The organism is Ancylobacter sp. (genome assembly GCF_965279025.1).
Taxonomy (GTDB): domain Bacteria; phylum Pseudomonadota; class Alphaproteobacteria; order Rhizobiales; family Xanthobacteraceae; genus Ancylobacter.
In genome coordinates, this window is record NZ_OZ257132.1 from 262,386 (window position 1) to 275,593 (window position 13,208).

12 protein-coding genes are annotated in these 13,208 nt (G+C 67.3%); 2 read left to right on the plus strand and 10 right to left on the minus strand.

The features are described from left to right. Positions 1-28 precede the first annotated feature (28 nt). From ACQY76_RS01225 to ACQY76_RS01255, 7 genes are all read right to left on the minus strand, one after another. On the minus strand, positions 29-3,478 hold the full coding sequence (locus tag ACQY76_RS01225) for an autotransporter domain-containing protein (RefSeq protein WP_428031108.1): 3,450 nt from the start codon (positions 3,476-3,478) through the stop codon (positions 29-31). A gap of 186 nt (positions 3,479-3,664) precedes the next feature. Further along, positions 3,665-4,657, minus strand: a complete 993-nt coding sequence (locus ACQY76_RS01230; RefSeq protein WP_428031109.1) for a WD40 repeat domain-containing protein — start codon at positions 4,655-4,657, stop codon at positions 3,665-3,667. 127 nt (positions 4,658-4,784) lie between these two features. Next, a complete protein-coding gene (locus ACQY76_RS01235) occupies positions 4,785-5,759 on the minus strand; it encodes a CobW family GTP-binding protein (RefSeq protein WP_428031110.1) in 975 nt (324 codons plus the stop codon). A 120-nt stretch (positions 5,760-5,879) separates the two neighbouring features. Then, a complete protein-coding gene (locus ACQY76_RS01240) occupies positions 5,880-6,848 on the minus strand; it encodes a metal ABC transporter substrate-binding protein (protein ID WP_428031111.1) in 969 nt (322 codons plus the stop codon). Positions 6,849-6,859: 11 nt separating this feature from the next. Beyond that, positions 6,860-7,726 (minus strand): metal ABC transporter permease, encoded by an 867-nt coding sequence (locus tag ACQY76_RS01245; protein ID WP_428032905.1) that lies wholly within the window; start codon positions 7,724-7,726, stop codon positions 6,860-6,862. Then, entirely contained in the window at positions 7,726-8,490 is a 765-nt protein-coding gene (gene aztA, locus ACQY76_RS01250; protein ID WP_428032906.1) for a zinc ABC transporter ATP-binding protein AztA, read from the minus strand. Before aztA ends, ACQY76_RS01245 begins: the two co-directional genes overlap by 1 nt. Next, positions 8,490-8,807, minus strand: a complete 318-nt coding sequence (locus tag ACQY76_RS01255) for a hypothetical protein (protein WP_428031112.1) — start codon at positions 8,805-8,807, stop codon at positions 8,490-8,492. The genes aztA and ACQY76_RS01255 overlap by 1 nt, the downstream gene beginning before the upstream one ends. A 243-nt stretch (positions 8,808-9,050) precedes the next feature. Between ACQY76_RS01255 and ppa the strand changes: the two genes are divergently transcribed. Continuing rightward, positions 9,051-9,575, plus strand: a complete 525-nt coding sequence (gene ppa / locus ACQY76_RS01260; RefSeq protein WP_428031113.1) for an inorganic diphosphatase — start codon at positions 9,051-9,053, stop codon at positions 9,573-9,575. A 78-nt stretch (positions 9,576-9,653) separates the two neighbouring features. Here ppa and ACQY76_RS01265 read toward each other — a convergent pair whose 3' ends face one another. The 3 genes from ACQY76_RS01265 to ACQY76_RS01275 form a co-directional block, all read right to left on the minus strand. Further along, complete coding sequence (locus tag ACQY76_RS01265; protein WP_428031114.1) at positions 9,654-10,703, minus strand: Ldh family oxidoreductase; 1,050 nt, start codon at positions 10,701-10,703, stop codon at positions 9,654-9,656. After that, positions 10,703-11,521, minus strand: coding sequence for a creatininase family protein (locus tag ACQY76_RS01270; protein ID WP_428031115.1), 819 nt, complete (start codon positions 11,519-11,521; stop codon positions 10,703-10,705). Before ACQY76_RS01270 ends, ACQY76_RS01265 begins: the two co-directional genes overlap by 1 nt. Positions 11,522-11,583: 62 nt before the next feature. Further along, positions 11,584-11,973: a RidA family protein gene (locus ACQY76_RS01275; protein WP_428031116.1), complete on the minus strand. Its 390-nt coding sequence runs from the start codon at positions 11,971-11,973 to the stop codon at positions 11,584-11,586. A 150-nt stretch (positions 11,974-12,123) separates the two neighbouring features. On the opposite strand from ACQY76_RS01275, the gene ACQY76_RS01280 reads away from it, so the two are divergent. Beyond that, on the plus strand, positions 12,124-13,149 hold the full coding sequence (locus ACQY76_RS01280) for an ABC transporter substrate-binding protein (protein ID WP_428031117.1): 1,026 nt from the start codon (positions 12,124-12,126) through the stop codon (positions 13,147-13,149). Positions 13,150-13,208 lie beyond the last annotated feature (59 nt).

Genomic DNA, 13,208 nt, shown 5'->3' on the forward strand with positions numbered 1-13,208 from the left:
CAGCGTGGCAGGCCCGGCCGGCACCGACTCAGAAGCGGTAGGTGAAGCCGCCCTTGACCGCGTTGGTGTCGACATCGCTGGCGAACTGCCCCTCATAGCCGATGGTGAGCAGCGCGTTCTGTCCGACCGCGACGTCGATGCCCACGCCGAGGAGGAAGCTGTCCTCGGCAATCGGCGCGCCGGCGACGGTGAAGGCGGTGCCGGTGGAAGCGAACGCCATGCCGAGTTCCGGCGTGATGTCGCCATAGGCGTGGCGCCAGGCCAGGCTGGTATGCGGCGTCACCGTCCCCTCGCCCATGGCGAGCGTGGTGGCGAGGCGCAGGCCGAGCGTGGAATAGGGCACGTCATAGGACAGGCCGGAGGAGACGAGCCCGCTGGCAAAAGCCCCCGTCTCGGTGAAGCTGTCGGTGTCGACCCAGCTCCAGGCCATCTGCGCGAAGGGCTCGAAGGCGATGCTGCCGGCCTGCCACGCATAGGCCGCCTCGACGAACACGTTGGCGGTTGCGCCGTCATAGGAGCCGAGCGGATTTTCCTGGAGGCTCAGCATCGAAACCGTGCGCCGGGTGTCGATGTCGCTCCAGCCATAGCTGGCGCCGCCCCGCAGGCGGAAGGCATCGAAACTGGCGCCGGCATAGGCGGCCAGGATCATCGTGTCGGCGTCGGCACTGCTCAGCCGGTCGTCGACATCCGCGCTGGCGGAGGCGTAGCCCGCCGCCAGGCCGAAGGTGAGGTTGCCGGAGGTGACGTCGCCGCCGGCGAGGAAGCCGCCGAGCGAGGAATCGACATCGGCCGAATTGCCGCTGCCGTCGGCCGAATTCCATTGGCCGAAGCCCTGCGCCCAGGTCGCATAGACCGGCCCCACCGGCTCAAGAGGAGCCGCCTTGACCGGGAACGGGCTGGCCGCTGCCGGCGCCTTGGCGGCGTAGGCCGTCACCGGGCCGCCATTGGCGAGTGCCGCCAGAGCCGGCGAGGCGCCTGACCCGGAGGAACCCGCCACGGTGGCCTGCCGCAACCGGCCGACCAGCGTGTCGGCGATCAGCGACGACTGGTAGAACAGCGTGGTGCCGAGCGAGGCGTGCACCTCGCCCGAAAGCAGGTCGTAGCCGGCGCGGATCGCCTGCGACTGGCCCTGCGTGCCGGCGAGGACCGTGCCTTGCAGCAGGCTTCCCTCCGCGCGGTCGAGGGCGCGGGCGACGCTCGCCTGGTTGGCGGTGCGGGCGAGGCTGGCGAAGGCGACGTCGTTGCGATCGATGGCGAGCGTTACCGAGGCGTCGTCCCGGCCGAGTTCGGCGTCGACGAACAGGAAGCCGGGATCCTGAAGCTCGAACTGGGCCGCCGGCGTGGTGGTCGCCACGGCGGAGAGGAGGGTGAAGATGGTGCCATCATAGAGCGGACCGATCGCCGAGAGCACCACCGCCCCGCCATTGAGAGTGAGCGTGTCGGTCACGATCTGGTCGGAGGAAAGCCCGCTCAGCTCGACCTCGTAGACGGAGCCAGCCTCGAACGTGGTGGTGCCCAGCACCGTAATGGTGCCGATGGAATTGCCCGGCGCCACCGTACCGCCGGCCCCCATGGTGAGAGTGCCGACCGTGGCATTGCCACCGAGATACCCATCCTCGCCGACGCCGACCGACGCCGAGGCCAGCGAGCCGTTCAGCACGAACGATCCGTTGATGTCGACCTTGCCATCAAATGTCGAGCTGCCCGTGCCGGTAAAGCGCGAGCCTTCGTCCACCAGCAGCGTGCTGAAGTCACGATATTGCGCGTCGTCGCCCAGCAGCGACAGGTCGAACGTTCCCACGCCGCCGAGTTCGAAGGTGTTGTCGCCATCATTGCCGAGAACGAGGCCGATCACCTCGCTGCCGTCGACATAGACGAACAGATCGTCGCCGCCCCCCATGTCGACCGCGATGTCGTTGTCGCTGGAGATCAGGCCGGCATTGACGATGGTGTCGTCCTGCGTGCCGATGAGGGTGATCGCGGTTCCATCCGAACGGATGGTGCCCTCATTGGCGATCTGCGTCGCGAAGGGCGCCGGGCCCTGCGAGCTGTCGTCGATGAGGATGGCGCGGCCGACATCGTCGGAGCCGTCATTGGGGTAGTTGTCGAACGCCTCGATGATGGCGCCCGCATGATTGACGATGGTGCCGCCGCCGGCCGCGATGCCGTCCGCCGTGTTGGGGGTGCCGTCATTGGTGCCGGTGGCGCCGGTGCCCTGGATCAGCCCGTAATTGCTCAGCAGCAACTTTCCGTCGACGTCGATGCCGTCACCGTCGCCGTCCGGCACGCCGTCGGGATCGCCATCATCGTCGATAAGGCCCGTCACCTCGCCGCGGATGGTTCCGTAATTGACCACCTCGACGAGGGTGTCGCCGCTGCTGTCGACATTGATGCCCGACCCGTTGCGGCCGACGATCAGACCGCCCTTCTCATTGAGCACGCCGACCGCGCCATCGCCGGTGACGCCGTGCTTGGCGCCGAGAATTTCGCCGGTCGATTTGTTGATCACCGTGCCGCCGGCATCCTGGAAATCGACGCCGTCGCCGTCGCTGGTGAGGTCGGTCGACTGGATGAGACCGTAATTGGTGACGACGGCGCCCGCGCCGGGGCGGATGCCGTCGGCGACCGAGGATTGCAGCGTGCCGTAATTGACGATCGCGATCTGGTTGTCCGGCGAGGTCAGGTCGGCGAAGTCGAGTGCTTGGCCGACGCCGCCATCGATCAGCCCATGGTTCTCGACATAGATCTGCGCGTCGGAGGTGTCGGAATCAGCAGCGAACTTGAAGCCGTCATCCTGGCCGAGAATCTGGCCGCCCTTCTTGTTGATGAGGGTGAACGAGTCCAGCGTGTCGATCGTGGCCTTATTGTCGAACTTCAGCGCGCGGCTTTCGCCCTCCAGCGTCTGGATGGTGCCCGAATTGGTGAGCACGATGGTGCCGCCGCCAAAGCGTATGGCGTCGCTGTCGAGGGCCGTGATCGTGCCGCGATTGTCGATTTCGACAATGGCGCTTTCCGCCGTCGCCTTGTTGAGATCGAAGACCTGGCCGCTGGTGGCGGTCATCGAACCCGTATTGACGACATACAGCTCGCCATCGGCGAAGGCGCCGTTGAGACGCACCGTGTCGTCGTCCGAGGTGATGGTGCCAGTGTTGCGCAGGGTCAGCGTGCCGCTCACATTGGAGGCGGTATCAAGCGCCCGGCCACTGCTCGTGAGCGTGCCGTTGTTGCGCAGGACGACGCCCGTGCCGGTCGCCGGCGCGCTCCAGGTGATCGCCGTTCCGTCGACCTCAAGCGCCCCGTTTGTCGCGATCACCCCGGTATCGGTGCCGGACACGCTCTGCGGCGCCGTCTCCACCGCGCCGTTTGGCACGGAGAAGGATTCGGCGCGGGCGGCGGAGACGCTGGCAAGCGGCGCGACGAGAACGGCACCAGCCGCCAGCAGCGCAAGGCGGCTGGTCGACGAGAAATAGCGGCTCATGGCAATAAATCCCCGGACATCTTCTCTTGATGTCCCGGGCTAGCGGCGAGCGATGACAGCGGGGTGACGATGCGAGAGCGGCACGGCCGTCTTGACCGGCTCGGCCACACGTGCCCGGCACGCGTGGCGCGGCAGCCACAGTCGGGTCGTTAAGCCATTGACGCAGCTTATGGTATCGATGAACCGTCAGAAAGCGAGGAGGCCCGCCGCCCCGCTCTCCGTGCCGATGGCGAGCGCCCCCCCGTCGCCGCGCCATGCCAGAGCGCTCACGGCCGCGCCGTCGGGCGCGCGCAGCAGGATCTCGGCGCCGTCGGAAATCCGCACCATCAGCACCAGCCCGTCCTCATAGCCGCAGGCGATCACCTCGTCGCGCGGATGGGCGGCCACCGCCGAAACCCGGACGTCGCGCGGCGCCAGCATCGTCGGCTGCTTGCCCATAGGCCCTTCCTTGCTGGCGAAGGGCCAGAGGATGGCCTCCCGGGAGCCGGAGGTGGCGAGGAACTTGCCGCCCGCGGTGAAGGCCATGGAGGTGACCCGCGAGGGGTAGCCCGACATGCGCATATGGCCGCCATCGGCGAGACGCCAGCCATGCAGCGCCGCCTCCTGCATCGTCGTCACCACGAAGCGCATGTCCGGGCTCCACATCACGCCGCGATGCGAGCCTTTCCACTCAAGCCGCTCGGGCTTGGCGACGGCGTTGGGAAACCACAGCGAGACCCCGCCATAATGAGCCACGGCGAGACGCGTGCCCTTCGGCGCGAAGGCGAGCCCGCCCACGGTGGAGGGCAGGTCGAGGCTCCGGCGCTCGCCCTTGACCGGCTGGAAATGCGCGGTCTTGCCGGCGGAAAAGGCGAAAGCCCCGTCGCTCCCGGCCGCCACCTGGTCGATCCAGCGGCCCTTCTGCTCGAACAGCACCTGCATCGAGCCGTCAGCCGAGGTCGCCACAACGCGCCCGTCATCGCCGCCGGTAATGAGCCGCTTGTCGTCGCCGGCGACGGAGAGGACGGCGCCGGCATGCGCCCGCACGCGCATCTCCTCCTCGCCAGCCAGCACAATCTCGCCCTCGCCGAGGGCGAAGGCGGCGCGCGCGCCGAGGAACCGCACGGACACGGCGACCCCACCCAGATCGAGATGGCGGAGCTTGGAGGTCAGGGAGGAGGGAGCGGAGGTGTCGGCCATGGCGCTATCGGTGCTCGGAATGGACCGAAGCCTTACCCGATGCCGGCGGTGACGTCACGCCCCCGCCGGCGGCGCGAGGGATCAATGCGTGGTCAGTCGCCATCGCCCTCGCCGCGCCACCCGCCCCTCACGCCACGCAGCTGAGGAAGCCCTTCTCCAGCGCTGCCGCGTCCAGCTGCCGGCCGATGAAGACGATACGGCTCAGCTTGGGCTCATCCGCCCGCCAGGGGCGCTGATGGTCGCCGTCGAGGATCATGTGCACGCCCTGGAACACGAAACGATCCGGGTCGTCCTTGAAAGCGAGGATGCCCTTGGAGCGCAGGATGTTCGGCCCTTCCGTCTGGGTCAGGTTCTGGATCCAGGGGAAGAACTTGTCGGCGTCGAGCGGCTTTTCCGACGAGAACGAATAGGAGCGCATGTCCTCGTCGTGGAAGTGGCGATGGCCGCCTTCGAGGAAATCCGGATCGATGGCCTGGATGCGATCGAGGTCGAACGCCCCCTGCCCTAGCACCTTGTCGATGGCGATCTCGGAACGCTGGGTCCGGTGGATGCGGGCGAAGGGATTGATGGCACGGATGCGCATCTCCACGTCCTTCAACTCGGTCTCAGAGACGAGGTCGGTCTTGTTGAGCAGGATCACGTCGGCGAAGGCTATCTGGCTCTTGGCCTCCGGCGCGTCCTTCAGCCGGTCCTTCAGCCATTTGGCGTCGGCCACCGTCACCACCGCATCGAGCGTCGTCTTGGCGCCCACCGTTTCGTCGACGAAGAAGGTCTGCGCCACCGGGGCGGGGTCGGCGAGGCCCGTGGTCTCGATGATGATGCCGTCGAAATCGTTCTTGCGGCGCAGGAGGCCGTCGATGATACGGATGAGATCGCCGCGAACCGTGCAGCAGATGCAGCCATTGTTCATCTCGAACACTTCCTCATCGGCGCCGACCACGAGGTCGTTGTCGATGCCGATCTCGCCGAATTCATTGACGACGACCGCGTATTTCTTGCCGTGCGGCTCGGAGAGGATGCGGTTGAGCAGGGTCGTCTTGCCGGCACCGAGATAGCCGGTGAGCACGGTGACGGGAATTTTGGTGGAAGCCACGTCAGGCATGGAAACCTCGATCTTTCATGACGTCACACCCGGGCGCGGCCCGAGCATCCATGTCTTCCCTCAGGAAAAACGGGGATGGCCGGGACGAGCCCGGCCATGACGAAGTGGTGAACCGTACGCTCAGCTCGACAGCGCCGAGGAGAGCTGAGCGACGTTGTTTTTCATCATGTCGATGTAGGTGCTGGCCGGGCCTTTGTCATCGGAGAGCGCGTCCGAAAACAGCTCGCCGCCGATCTTCGCCTTGGTCTCGGTGGCGATGCGCTTCACCAGACGCGGGTCGGAGATGTTTTCCATGAACACGGCCGGGATTTTCTCGGCCTTGATCTGCCGGATAATGCGGGCCACGTCCTTGGCCGAAGCCTCGGATTCGGTGGAGACGCCCTGCGGGGCGATGAACTCAACGCCATAGGCAGCGCCGAAATAACCGAAGGCATCATGCGAGGTGATGATGCGGCGGCGCTCGGCCGGAATGGCCGCCACGCCTGCCTTCACCTCGGCGTCGAGCGCCTGCAGCTTGGCGGCGTAGGCGCCGGCATTCGCCGCATAGGTGGCGGCGCCCGCCGGATCGGCGGCGATCAGCGCGTCGCGGATATTGGCGACATAGATCTGCGCATTGGCCACCGACTGCCAGGCATGCGGATCGACGCCACCATGTTCGTGGCCCGCATGGTCATGCTTCTTGTCGTGGTCGTGGTCATGCGCATCGGCGGCACCGGGCGCGTCCTCCTCGGCCATCGCGCGCGGCGTGATGCCCGTAGTGGCGACGACGATTTCGGCCTTGGTGCCGGAGGCCTTCACCAGCCGGTCGATCCAGCCCTCGAAGCCGAGGCCGTTGACGAAGACGATCTGCGCGGCCGCCACTTTCTTGGCGTCGGCGGGAGCAGGCTGGAACACATGGGCATCGCCATTGGCGCCGACGAGGGTGGTGACATCCACCCGGTCGCCGCCGACCTGCTTCACAAAGTCGCCAAGGATGGAGAAGGAGGCGACGACGGGGATCCTGGTCTCCTGCGCCGCGGCAGGAATTGCGAGCGGCAGGGCAAGGCCGAGCGCGAGCGCGCCGGCGAGGGTGAGGCGGCGGGTGAGCATGGGTGGCTCCTTCAGGCTTCGAGGTGGCGTTGTGGCAGGAAGCGGAGCAGAAGCCCGCCGACCGGCCCGAACAGCACCGACAGCGCATAGGCGCCGCCGGCAACGAGGATGATGGCGGGCCCGGAGGGCACGCCGGAATGGTAGGAGACCAGCAGCCCCAGCACGCCGGACGCGCAGGCGATCAACACCGACAGGCCGACCAGGGTGGTCAGTTCGCGCGTCCAGAAACGCCCGGCGGCGGCCGGCAGCATCATCAGCCCGACGGCCAACAGCGTGCCCAGCGCGTGGAAGCCACCGACGAGGTTCATCACCACCAGAGCCAGGAAGATCAGGTGCGTGGGCGCCCCCGCCCGGCTCACCGAGCGCAGGAAGCCGGGGTCCACGCTCTCCAGCACCAGCGGCCGCCACGCCAGCGCCAGCACCAGCAGTGTCAGGCTGGAGATCGAGACGATGAGCAGCAGCGTGGCGTCGTCGAGCGCCAGCACAGTGCCGAACAGCACATGCAGCAAATCGACATTCGAGCCGCGCAGCGAGACCAGTAGCACGCCGAGCGCCAGCGAGATAAGGTAGAAGGCGGCCAGCGCTGCGTCCTCCTTCATCTGCGTCGCCCGCGCCACCGCACCGGCGCCGAGCGCCACCGCGAAGCCGGCGACCAGCCCCCCCACCGTCATGGCGAACAGGTTCAGCCCGGCGGCGAGGAAGCCGACCGCCGCGCCGGGAAGGATGGCGTGGGCCATGGCGTCGCCGGCAAGGCTCATGCGGCGCAGCATCATCAGCACGCCGATGGGGCCGGCCCCGACGCCGAGCGCCAGAACGCCAACCAGCGCACGGCGCATGAAGTCGAATTCGGCGAAGGGCGCAATGAGCAGATCGTACATCACGCCGCCCTCCCCGACGAATTCACCTTCCGGGATGGCGCGCAGGCGGGGGCGTCCTCGTCCCACGCCTCGCACATGCGCCGCGCCTCGGCGAGATTGTCGGACGTCAGCACCTCGTCGGTGGCGCCCCAGGCCACCGCCTCGCGGGCCAGCAGCAGCGTGCGGGGGAAATGCCCGCGCACCAGCTCGAAATCGTGCAGCACGGCGATGACGGTGCGGCCCTCGCCGTTCCAGCTATTCACCAGCGCGGTCAGATCGGCGATAGTGCCGGCGTCGAGCGCGGTGAAAGGCTCGTCCAGCAGCAGCAGCCGCGCATCCTGCAGCAGCAGGCGGGCGAACAGCGCGCGCTGCATCTGCCCGCCGGACAAGGTGCCGATGGGGCGCGCCTCGAAGCCTTCCAGACCGACGGCGGACATCGCCTGCTCGATGCGCGCACGATCCGCGCGGCTGATGCCGCCGAACAGCCCGGCCCGGCGCCAAAGGCCCATGGAGACGAGGTCGTAGACATCGATCGGGAAGGAGCGGTCGACCTCCGCCGCCTGCGGCAGATAGGCTATTTCCTGTGCCGGCACGTGCCCTTCGATGCGGCCGGTCAGTGGCGCGAGCACGCCGGCAATGCCCTTGAGCAGCGTCGACTTGCCCGCCCCGTTCGGCCCGCAAATGGCGAGCATGTCGCCTTCCGGCACCTCGCCGTCGAGATGGTGCACGGCGGGGTGGCGATCATAGCCGAGGGTGAGGTTGCGGAAGGACAGCACGTTGCCCATCACGCGCCAACCCCGATCACCGCGAGGGCCATGATCCAGAGGAACGCCGCCAGCGGCACGGCGATGGCCAGCCGCTGCAGGGCCGAGAGCCGCAGCAGCGAGAAGGCCGGACGCGCCGGAGGATGCCGCTCGCCGGCGGCATGCGCGTGATGACGGTGGGAAGGGCGCGCTTGGGTGTGCGGATGGTCATGCCCATGCGCGTCCCCGGAACCGGAAGGATGAGCATGCCCGTGCCCGCCATGACTGGCCTTTCCACCTCCCTCCGGAGGGGCGGAGCTGTGGGGGTGGTCGTGCAGGCGGACGGGGGCGAGGGGCATGCTCAAACTCCATAGGCCGAATTGATACTGTATATCCGCTGGAGCCGTCCAGCGAAAAGATACACTGTATCGATCGCCGCCTCGAACATGGTCGCTACTGCCCCGACCGCACAGATCGCCGCTGCCAGCCGAATTGATGGGACGACATGTCTCGACGGCGCGCCCGCATCGACTTATGAGAGGGCGCCTTTACGCCTGCCGGCCTTGCCGGCCCGTCGATCTGGAGCCCGTTGGAGCCCCCTCATGGATATTTCGCGCATTTCGGTCGGGCCCAACCCGCCTGACGAAGTCCACGCCATCATCGAGATCCCGGCCGGCGGCGCGCCGGTGAAGTACGAAATCGACAAGGAATCCGGCGCGCTGTTCGTCGACCGTTTCCTGCACACGCCGATGTTCTACCCCGGCAATTACGGCTTCGTGCCGAACACGCTCGGCGATGATGGCGACCCGATCGATGTGATCGTCATTTCGCCGATGCCGCTGATCGCCGGCTCTGTCATCGCCTGCCGGCCGATCGGCGTGCTGATGATGACCGACGAGAAGGGTGGGGACGAGAAGATCCTCGCCGTGCCGGCGGACTCGGTCTACCCCTACCATTCCAAGATCAAGAGCTACGAAGACCTGCCGGGCCTGATCATCGAGCAGATCGGCCACTTCTTCACCCACTACAAGGATCTGGAGAAGGGCAAGACGGTCACGGTCGCCGGATGGGAAGGCCCCGAGCGTGCCCGCGAACTGATCCTCAAGGCGATCGCCGCCTATAAGTGATGCCAGGCGCCGGTTCGGCGCGGCGAAAAGCGAAAGGCCCGGGCATGCCCGGGCCTTTTTTGCATCGAGCGCTCCGGCTTAACGGGCGGCGTCCTCGAACCCCATCTGCGCCAGCGCCCGCTGCACGGCCGCCGTCAACGTCACGCCCTCGCGGGAAGCTCGCTCCCGGTTGAGCAGGCGCCGCGTGCCCGGCAGCCGCGCGCCGGGCTCGCTCTCGATGGCCAGCGCCAGCCGCTCCAGATGGTCGAGATACGCGTCGCCCGCCACCGCGCCGGGATCGATGGCGATGATCACATGCCCCACCGCCGCCGGAGGCCCCTTTTCGTCGAAGAAGCTGGGCGCATCCAGGGAGAAGGTGGATGCCGTCAGCGCCGCCGCCATCACCTCGATGACGAAGGCCAGCGCCGTGCCCTTGGCCTCGCCCATCGGCACCATGGTGCCGGCCAGCGCCGTCGTCGGGTCGGTCGTCGGGTTGCCGTCCGCATCGAACGCCCAGCCCTCGGGGATCGTGTCGTCGCCACGCTGCACGGCGGCGAGGATGTTGCCGCGCGCCACCTTGGCGACCGAGAGGTCCACCACCGCCGGCGCTCTCGCCTTCAGTGGCGTGGCGAAGGCCATCGGGTTGGTGCCGAACACCGGCCGCTTGCCGCCCCATGGCGCGATGGAGGCGGACGCATTGGCGAAGGCGAGGCCTACCAGCCCTTCATTGGCCAGCGCCTCCACGGGCTGGCCGGCGACGCCGAAATGGCTGGAGCGGCGCACCGCCATCATGCCGATGCCGCTCCCGCGCGTCATCGCCACCAGTTCCGGCAGGCCAAGCGCGAGGGCGGGATAGGCGAAGCCGTTGCCGGCGTCGACCGCCAGCACCGACGGCGCGACGCGGCGCATCTTCGGGGCCGCGTGGCCGTCGATCTTGCCGGCCGCCGCCATAGCGCCATAGCTCGGCAGCCGCGTAAGGCCGTGCGTGCCCAGCCCGTCCGCCTCGGCGCGCACCAGCGCATCGGCCGTGACGGCGGCGTTCTCCGGCGAGGTGCCGAAACACTCCAGCACCCGCGCGGCATAGGCACGCGCCGACGCAAGGGCGAGAGACCGGCTGTGGAAAGCCGGGCGGACGATCGACGCTTCCATCAGACAGCCGCCCCGCCAAGAGGACCGGCCGGCAGCCGCGACAGGTCGAAGCGATGCACGTCGGCGAGCAGTTCCACAAAGGCGCGCGCGCCATAGAGCGCGCAGGCCTCGCCCTTCTCACGGCTGGCCTCGCCGGCATTGCCCATGGCGCCGGAGGGCTGGATATCCTGCGCCATCCAGCCGAAACCGGCCGGCGAGCCGGCGCGCAGGAAGGCGAATTCCTGCTCCATGGCGAGCGTGACGGGAGGAAAATCCCGCACCTCGCCCTCACGCACCGTGTCGGGCCGGAACGCCTGCATGAGCGAGGTCTCCACCCCGCCGGCGTGGATGCCGTGCTGGCGCTCCTGCGCGGTGAACAGGCCTTCGGGATAACCGAAGCGATGCCAGGAGACGGTCACCGCCAGCATGCCGAGCCGGGCCCGCAGTTCGCGCGCCACGATGTCGAGGATCGGCACATTGCCGCCATGCGAATTGACGATGACCAGCTTGCGCACCCCGGCGCGATGCACGCTTTCGCCGATCTCGGTCCAGGCGCGGACCACCGTCTCCGCGGAAAGCGTCAGCGTGCCGGGAAAATGGACGTGCTCGTTGGACTTGCCGATGGCCTGCAGCGGCAGGAACACGGCGGGAAGGTCGTCCGGCAGCAGCCGCGCCACTTCCTGCAGATAGCCCTCGCCGATGAACGCATCGACGCCGACGGGCAGATGCGGGCCGTGCTGTTCCACCGCCGCCACCGGCAGCACGGCGATCCAGTTCTGCGTGTCGCCCTCCGCAAAATCGGGCCAGGCAAGTTCGGTCCAGAAGCGTTTGGGGGGCATGGCAGCGGGTCCGGTCGTTGAATGGCGCGTTCTAGATCATTTCCGCGCGACGTGCGCTAGGCTCATTCCGCCCGCGCCGCCAGCGCCTCGATCTCCACCTTGAATTCCGGCCGGGCGAAGCCCGAAACGATCATCAGCGTGGAGGCCGGTGGCGGATCAATGATGAATCGGTCGCGCGCGGCCATGTAGCCGCTGAGATGCGCGCGCTCGGTAACATAGGCGTTCAGCCGCACAATATGCTGGCGGCCCATCCCCGCCTCATCGAGGCAGGCAGCGATGGCGGCAAAGCACAGCGCCGCCTGCTCCTCCACGCTCTCGGGGATGGTGTCGTCCACAGCAATGCCGAGCTGGCCGGAAACCAGCAGCAGCCGCGCCCCGGCGGGGATCTCCACCGCATGGCTGTAGCGGGCGAAGGGCCGGCGGATGGCGGGTGGCACAAGATGGCGGAGCATGGCGAGGTTCTCCGTTGGGCGTCGGCAGGCGCGCAGGACGCGCATGCACAGGCTTGTCGCCGAGGCATATGTGCATCGCGATTAAGCTCGCCTATCATGACGGCACAGCTTCCGTCACGCATTGCCCTTCGTACCCGGATGGAGATCTCGATGCGCCTGCGTCTGCCGCGCTTGCGTTCCCTCTTCCCCCTCGCCGCCCTTGCCGCGCTGTGCGCCGCCGGGCTCCTGCCCGCAACGCCGGCGGGGGCTACCGACAAGGTGACCTTCGGCACCAACTGGGTCGCCCAGGCCGAGCATGGCGGCTTCTACCAGGCGCTGACCGACGGTACGTATGAGAAATACGGGCTCAACGTCACCATCCTGCCGGGCGGGCCGCAGGCCAATAACCGGCTGCTGCTGCCGGTCGGCAAGATTGATTTCTACATGGGCGGCAACATGCTGCAGTCGATTTCCTCGGTGGTTGAGGAAATTCCCACGAAAGTGGTTGCGGCCATGTTCCAGAAGGACCCACAGGTTCTCATCGCCCATCCGGACGTGACCGCCTTCGAGCAGCTCAAGACCCGGACGCTTTTCATCTCCAAGGAAGGGCTGGCCAGCTATTATCAGTGGCTGGTGGACGCGTACGGCTTCAGCGAGGAGCAGGTGAAGCCATATACCTTCAACGCGGCGCCGTTCCTCGTCGACAAGAACAGCGCCATGCAGGGCTATGTTACCTCCGAGCCCTATGCCATCGAGCAGCAGGGCGGGTTCAAGCCGGCGCTGTTCCTGCTGGCCGATTACGGCTTCGACACCTATGCCACCACCATCGAGACCCGCAACGAACTCGTGAAACAGAATCCCGACCTCGTGCAGCGTTTCGTCGATGCCTCGATCATCGGCTGGTACAATTATCTCTACGGCGACAACGCCAAGGCCAACGCGCTGATCAAGCAGGACAATCCCGAGATCACCGACGCCATGATCGCCTTTTCCATCGCCAAGATGAAGGAGTATGGCATCGTCGATTCCGGCGACACCGCCACGCTTGGCATCGGCGCCATGACCGATGCACGGATGAAGGGGTTCTACGACAAGATGGTGAAGGCCAAGGTGCTGGAACCCGGCATCGACTACGCCAAGTCCTACACGCTGCAATTCGTCAACAAGGGCGTCGGCAAGGAGTTAGCGCCGAAATGACCGGGCGGCCGCATGACGGGGCGTCGGCGACGAGGCCCGCCTCCTTTTCCGCCGTGCCC

What these genes read in the sequence shown, in the direction of transcription:
- ACQY76_RS01225 (WP_428031108.1), bottom strand. Translation starts at nt 3,478, where the DNA reads ATGAGCCGCTATTTCTCGTCGACCAGCCGCCTTGCGCTGCTGGCGGCT.
- ACQY76_RS01230 (WP_428031109.1), bottom strand. Translation starts at nt 4,657, where the DNA reads ATGGCCGACACCTCCGCTCCCTCCTCCCTGACCTCCAAGCTCCGCCAT.
- ACQY76_RS01235 (WP_428031110.1), bottom strand. Translation starts at nt 5,759, where the DNA reads ATGCCTGACGTGGCTTCCACCAAAATTCCCGTCACCGTGCTCACCGGC.
- ACQY76_RS01240 (WP_428031111.1), bottom strand. Translation starts at nt 6,848, where the DNA reads ATGCTCACCCGCCGCCTCACCCTCGCCGGCGCGCTCGCGCTCGGCCTT.
- ACQY76_RS01245 (WP_428032905.1), bottom strand. Translation starts at nt 7,726, where the DNA reads ATGTACGATCTGCTCATTGCGCCCTTCGCCGAATTCGACTTCATGCGC.
- aztA (WP_428032906.1), bottom strand. Translation starts at nt 8,490, where the DNA reads ATGGGCAACGTGCTGTCCTTCCGCAACCTCACCCTCGGCTATGATCGC.
- ACQY76_RS01255 (WP_428031112.1), bottom strand. Translation starts at nt 8,807, where the DNA reads ATGCCCCTCGCCCCCGTCCGCCTGCACGACCACCCCCACAGCTCCGCC.
- ppa (WP_428031113.1), top strand. Translation starts at nt 9,051, where the DNA reads ATGGATATTTCGCGCATTTCGGTCGGGCCCAACCCGCCTGACGAAGTC.
- ACQY76_RS01265 (WP_428031114.1), bottom strand. Translation starts at nt 10,703, where the DNA reads ATGGAAGCGTCGATCGTCCGCCCGGCTTTCCACAGCCGGTCTCTCGCC.
- ACQY76_RS01270 (WP_428031115.1), bottom strand. Translation starts at nt 11,521, where the DNA reads ATGCCCCCCAAACGCTTCTGGACCGAACTTGCCTGGCCCGATTTTGCG.
- ACQY76_RS01275 (WP_428031116.1), bottom strand. Translation starts at nt 11,973, where the DNA reads ATGCTCCGCCATCTTGTGCCACCCGCCATCCGCCGGCCCTTCGCCCGC.
- ACQY76_RS01280 (WP_428031117.1), top strand. Translation starts at nt 12,124, where the DNA reads ATGCGCCTGCGTCTGCCGCGCTTGCGTTCCCTCTTCCCCCTCGCCGCC.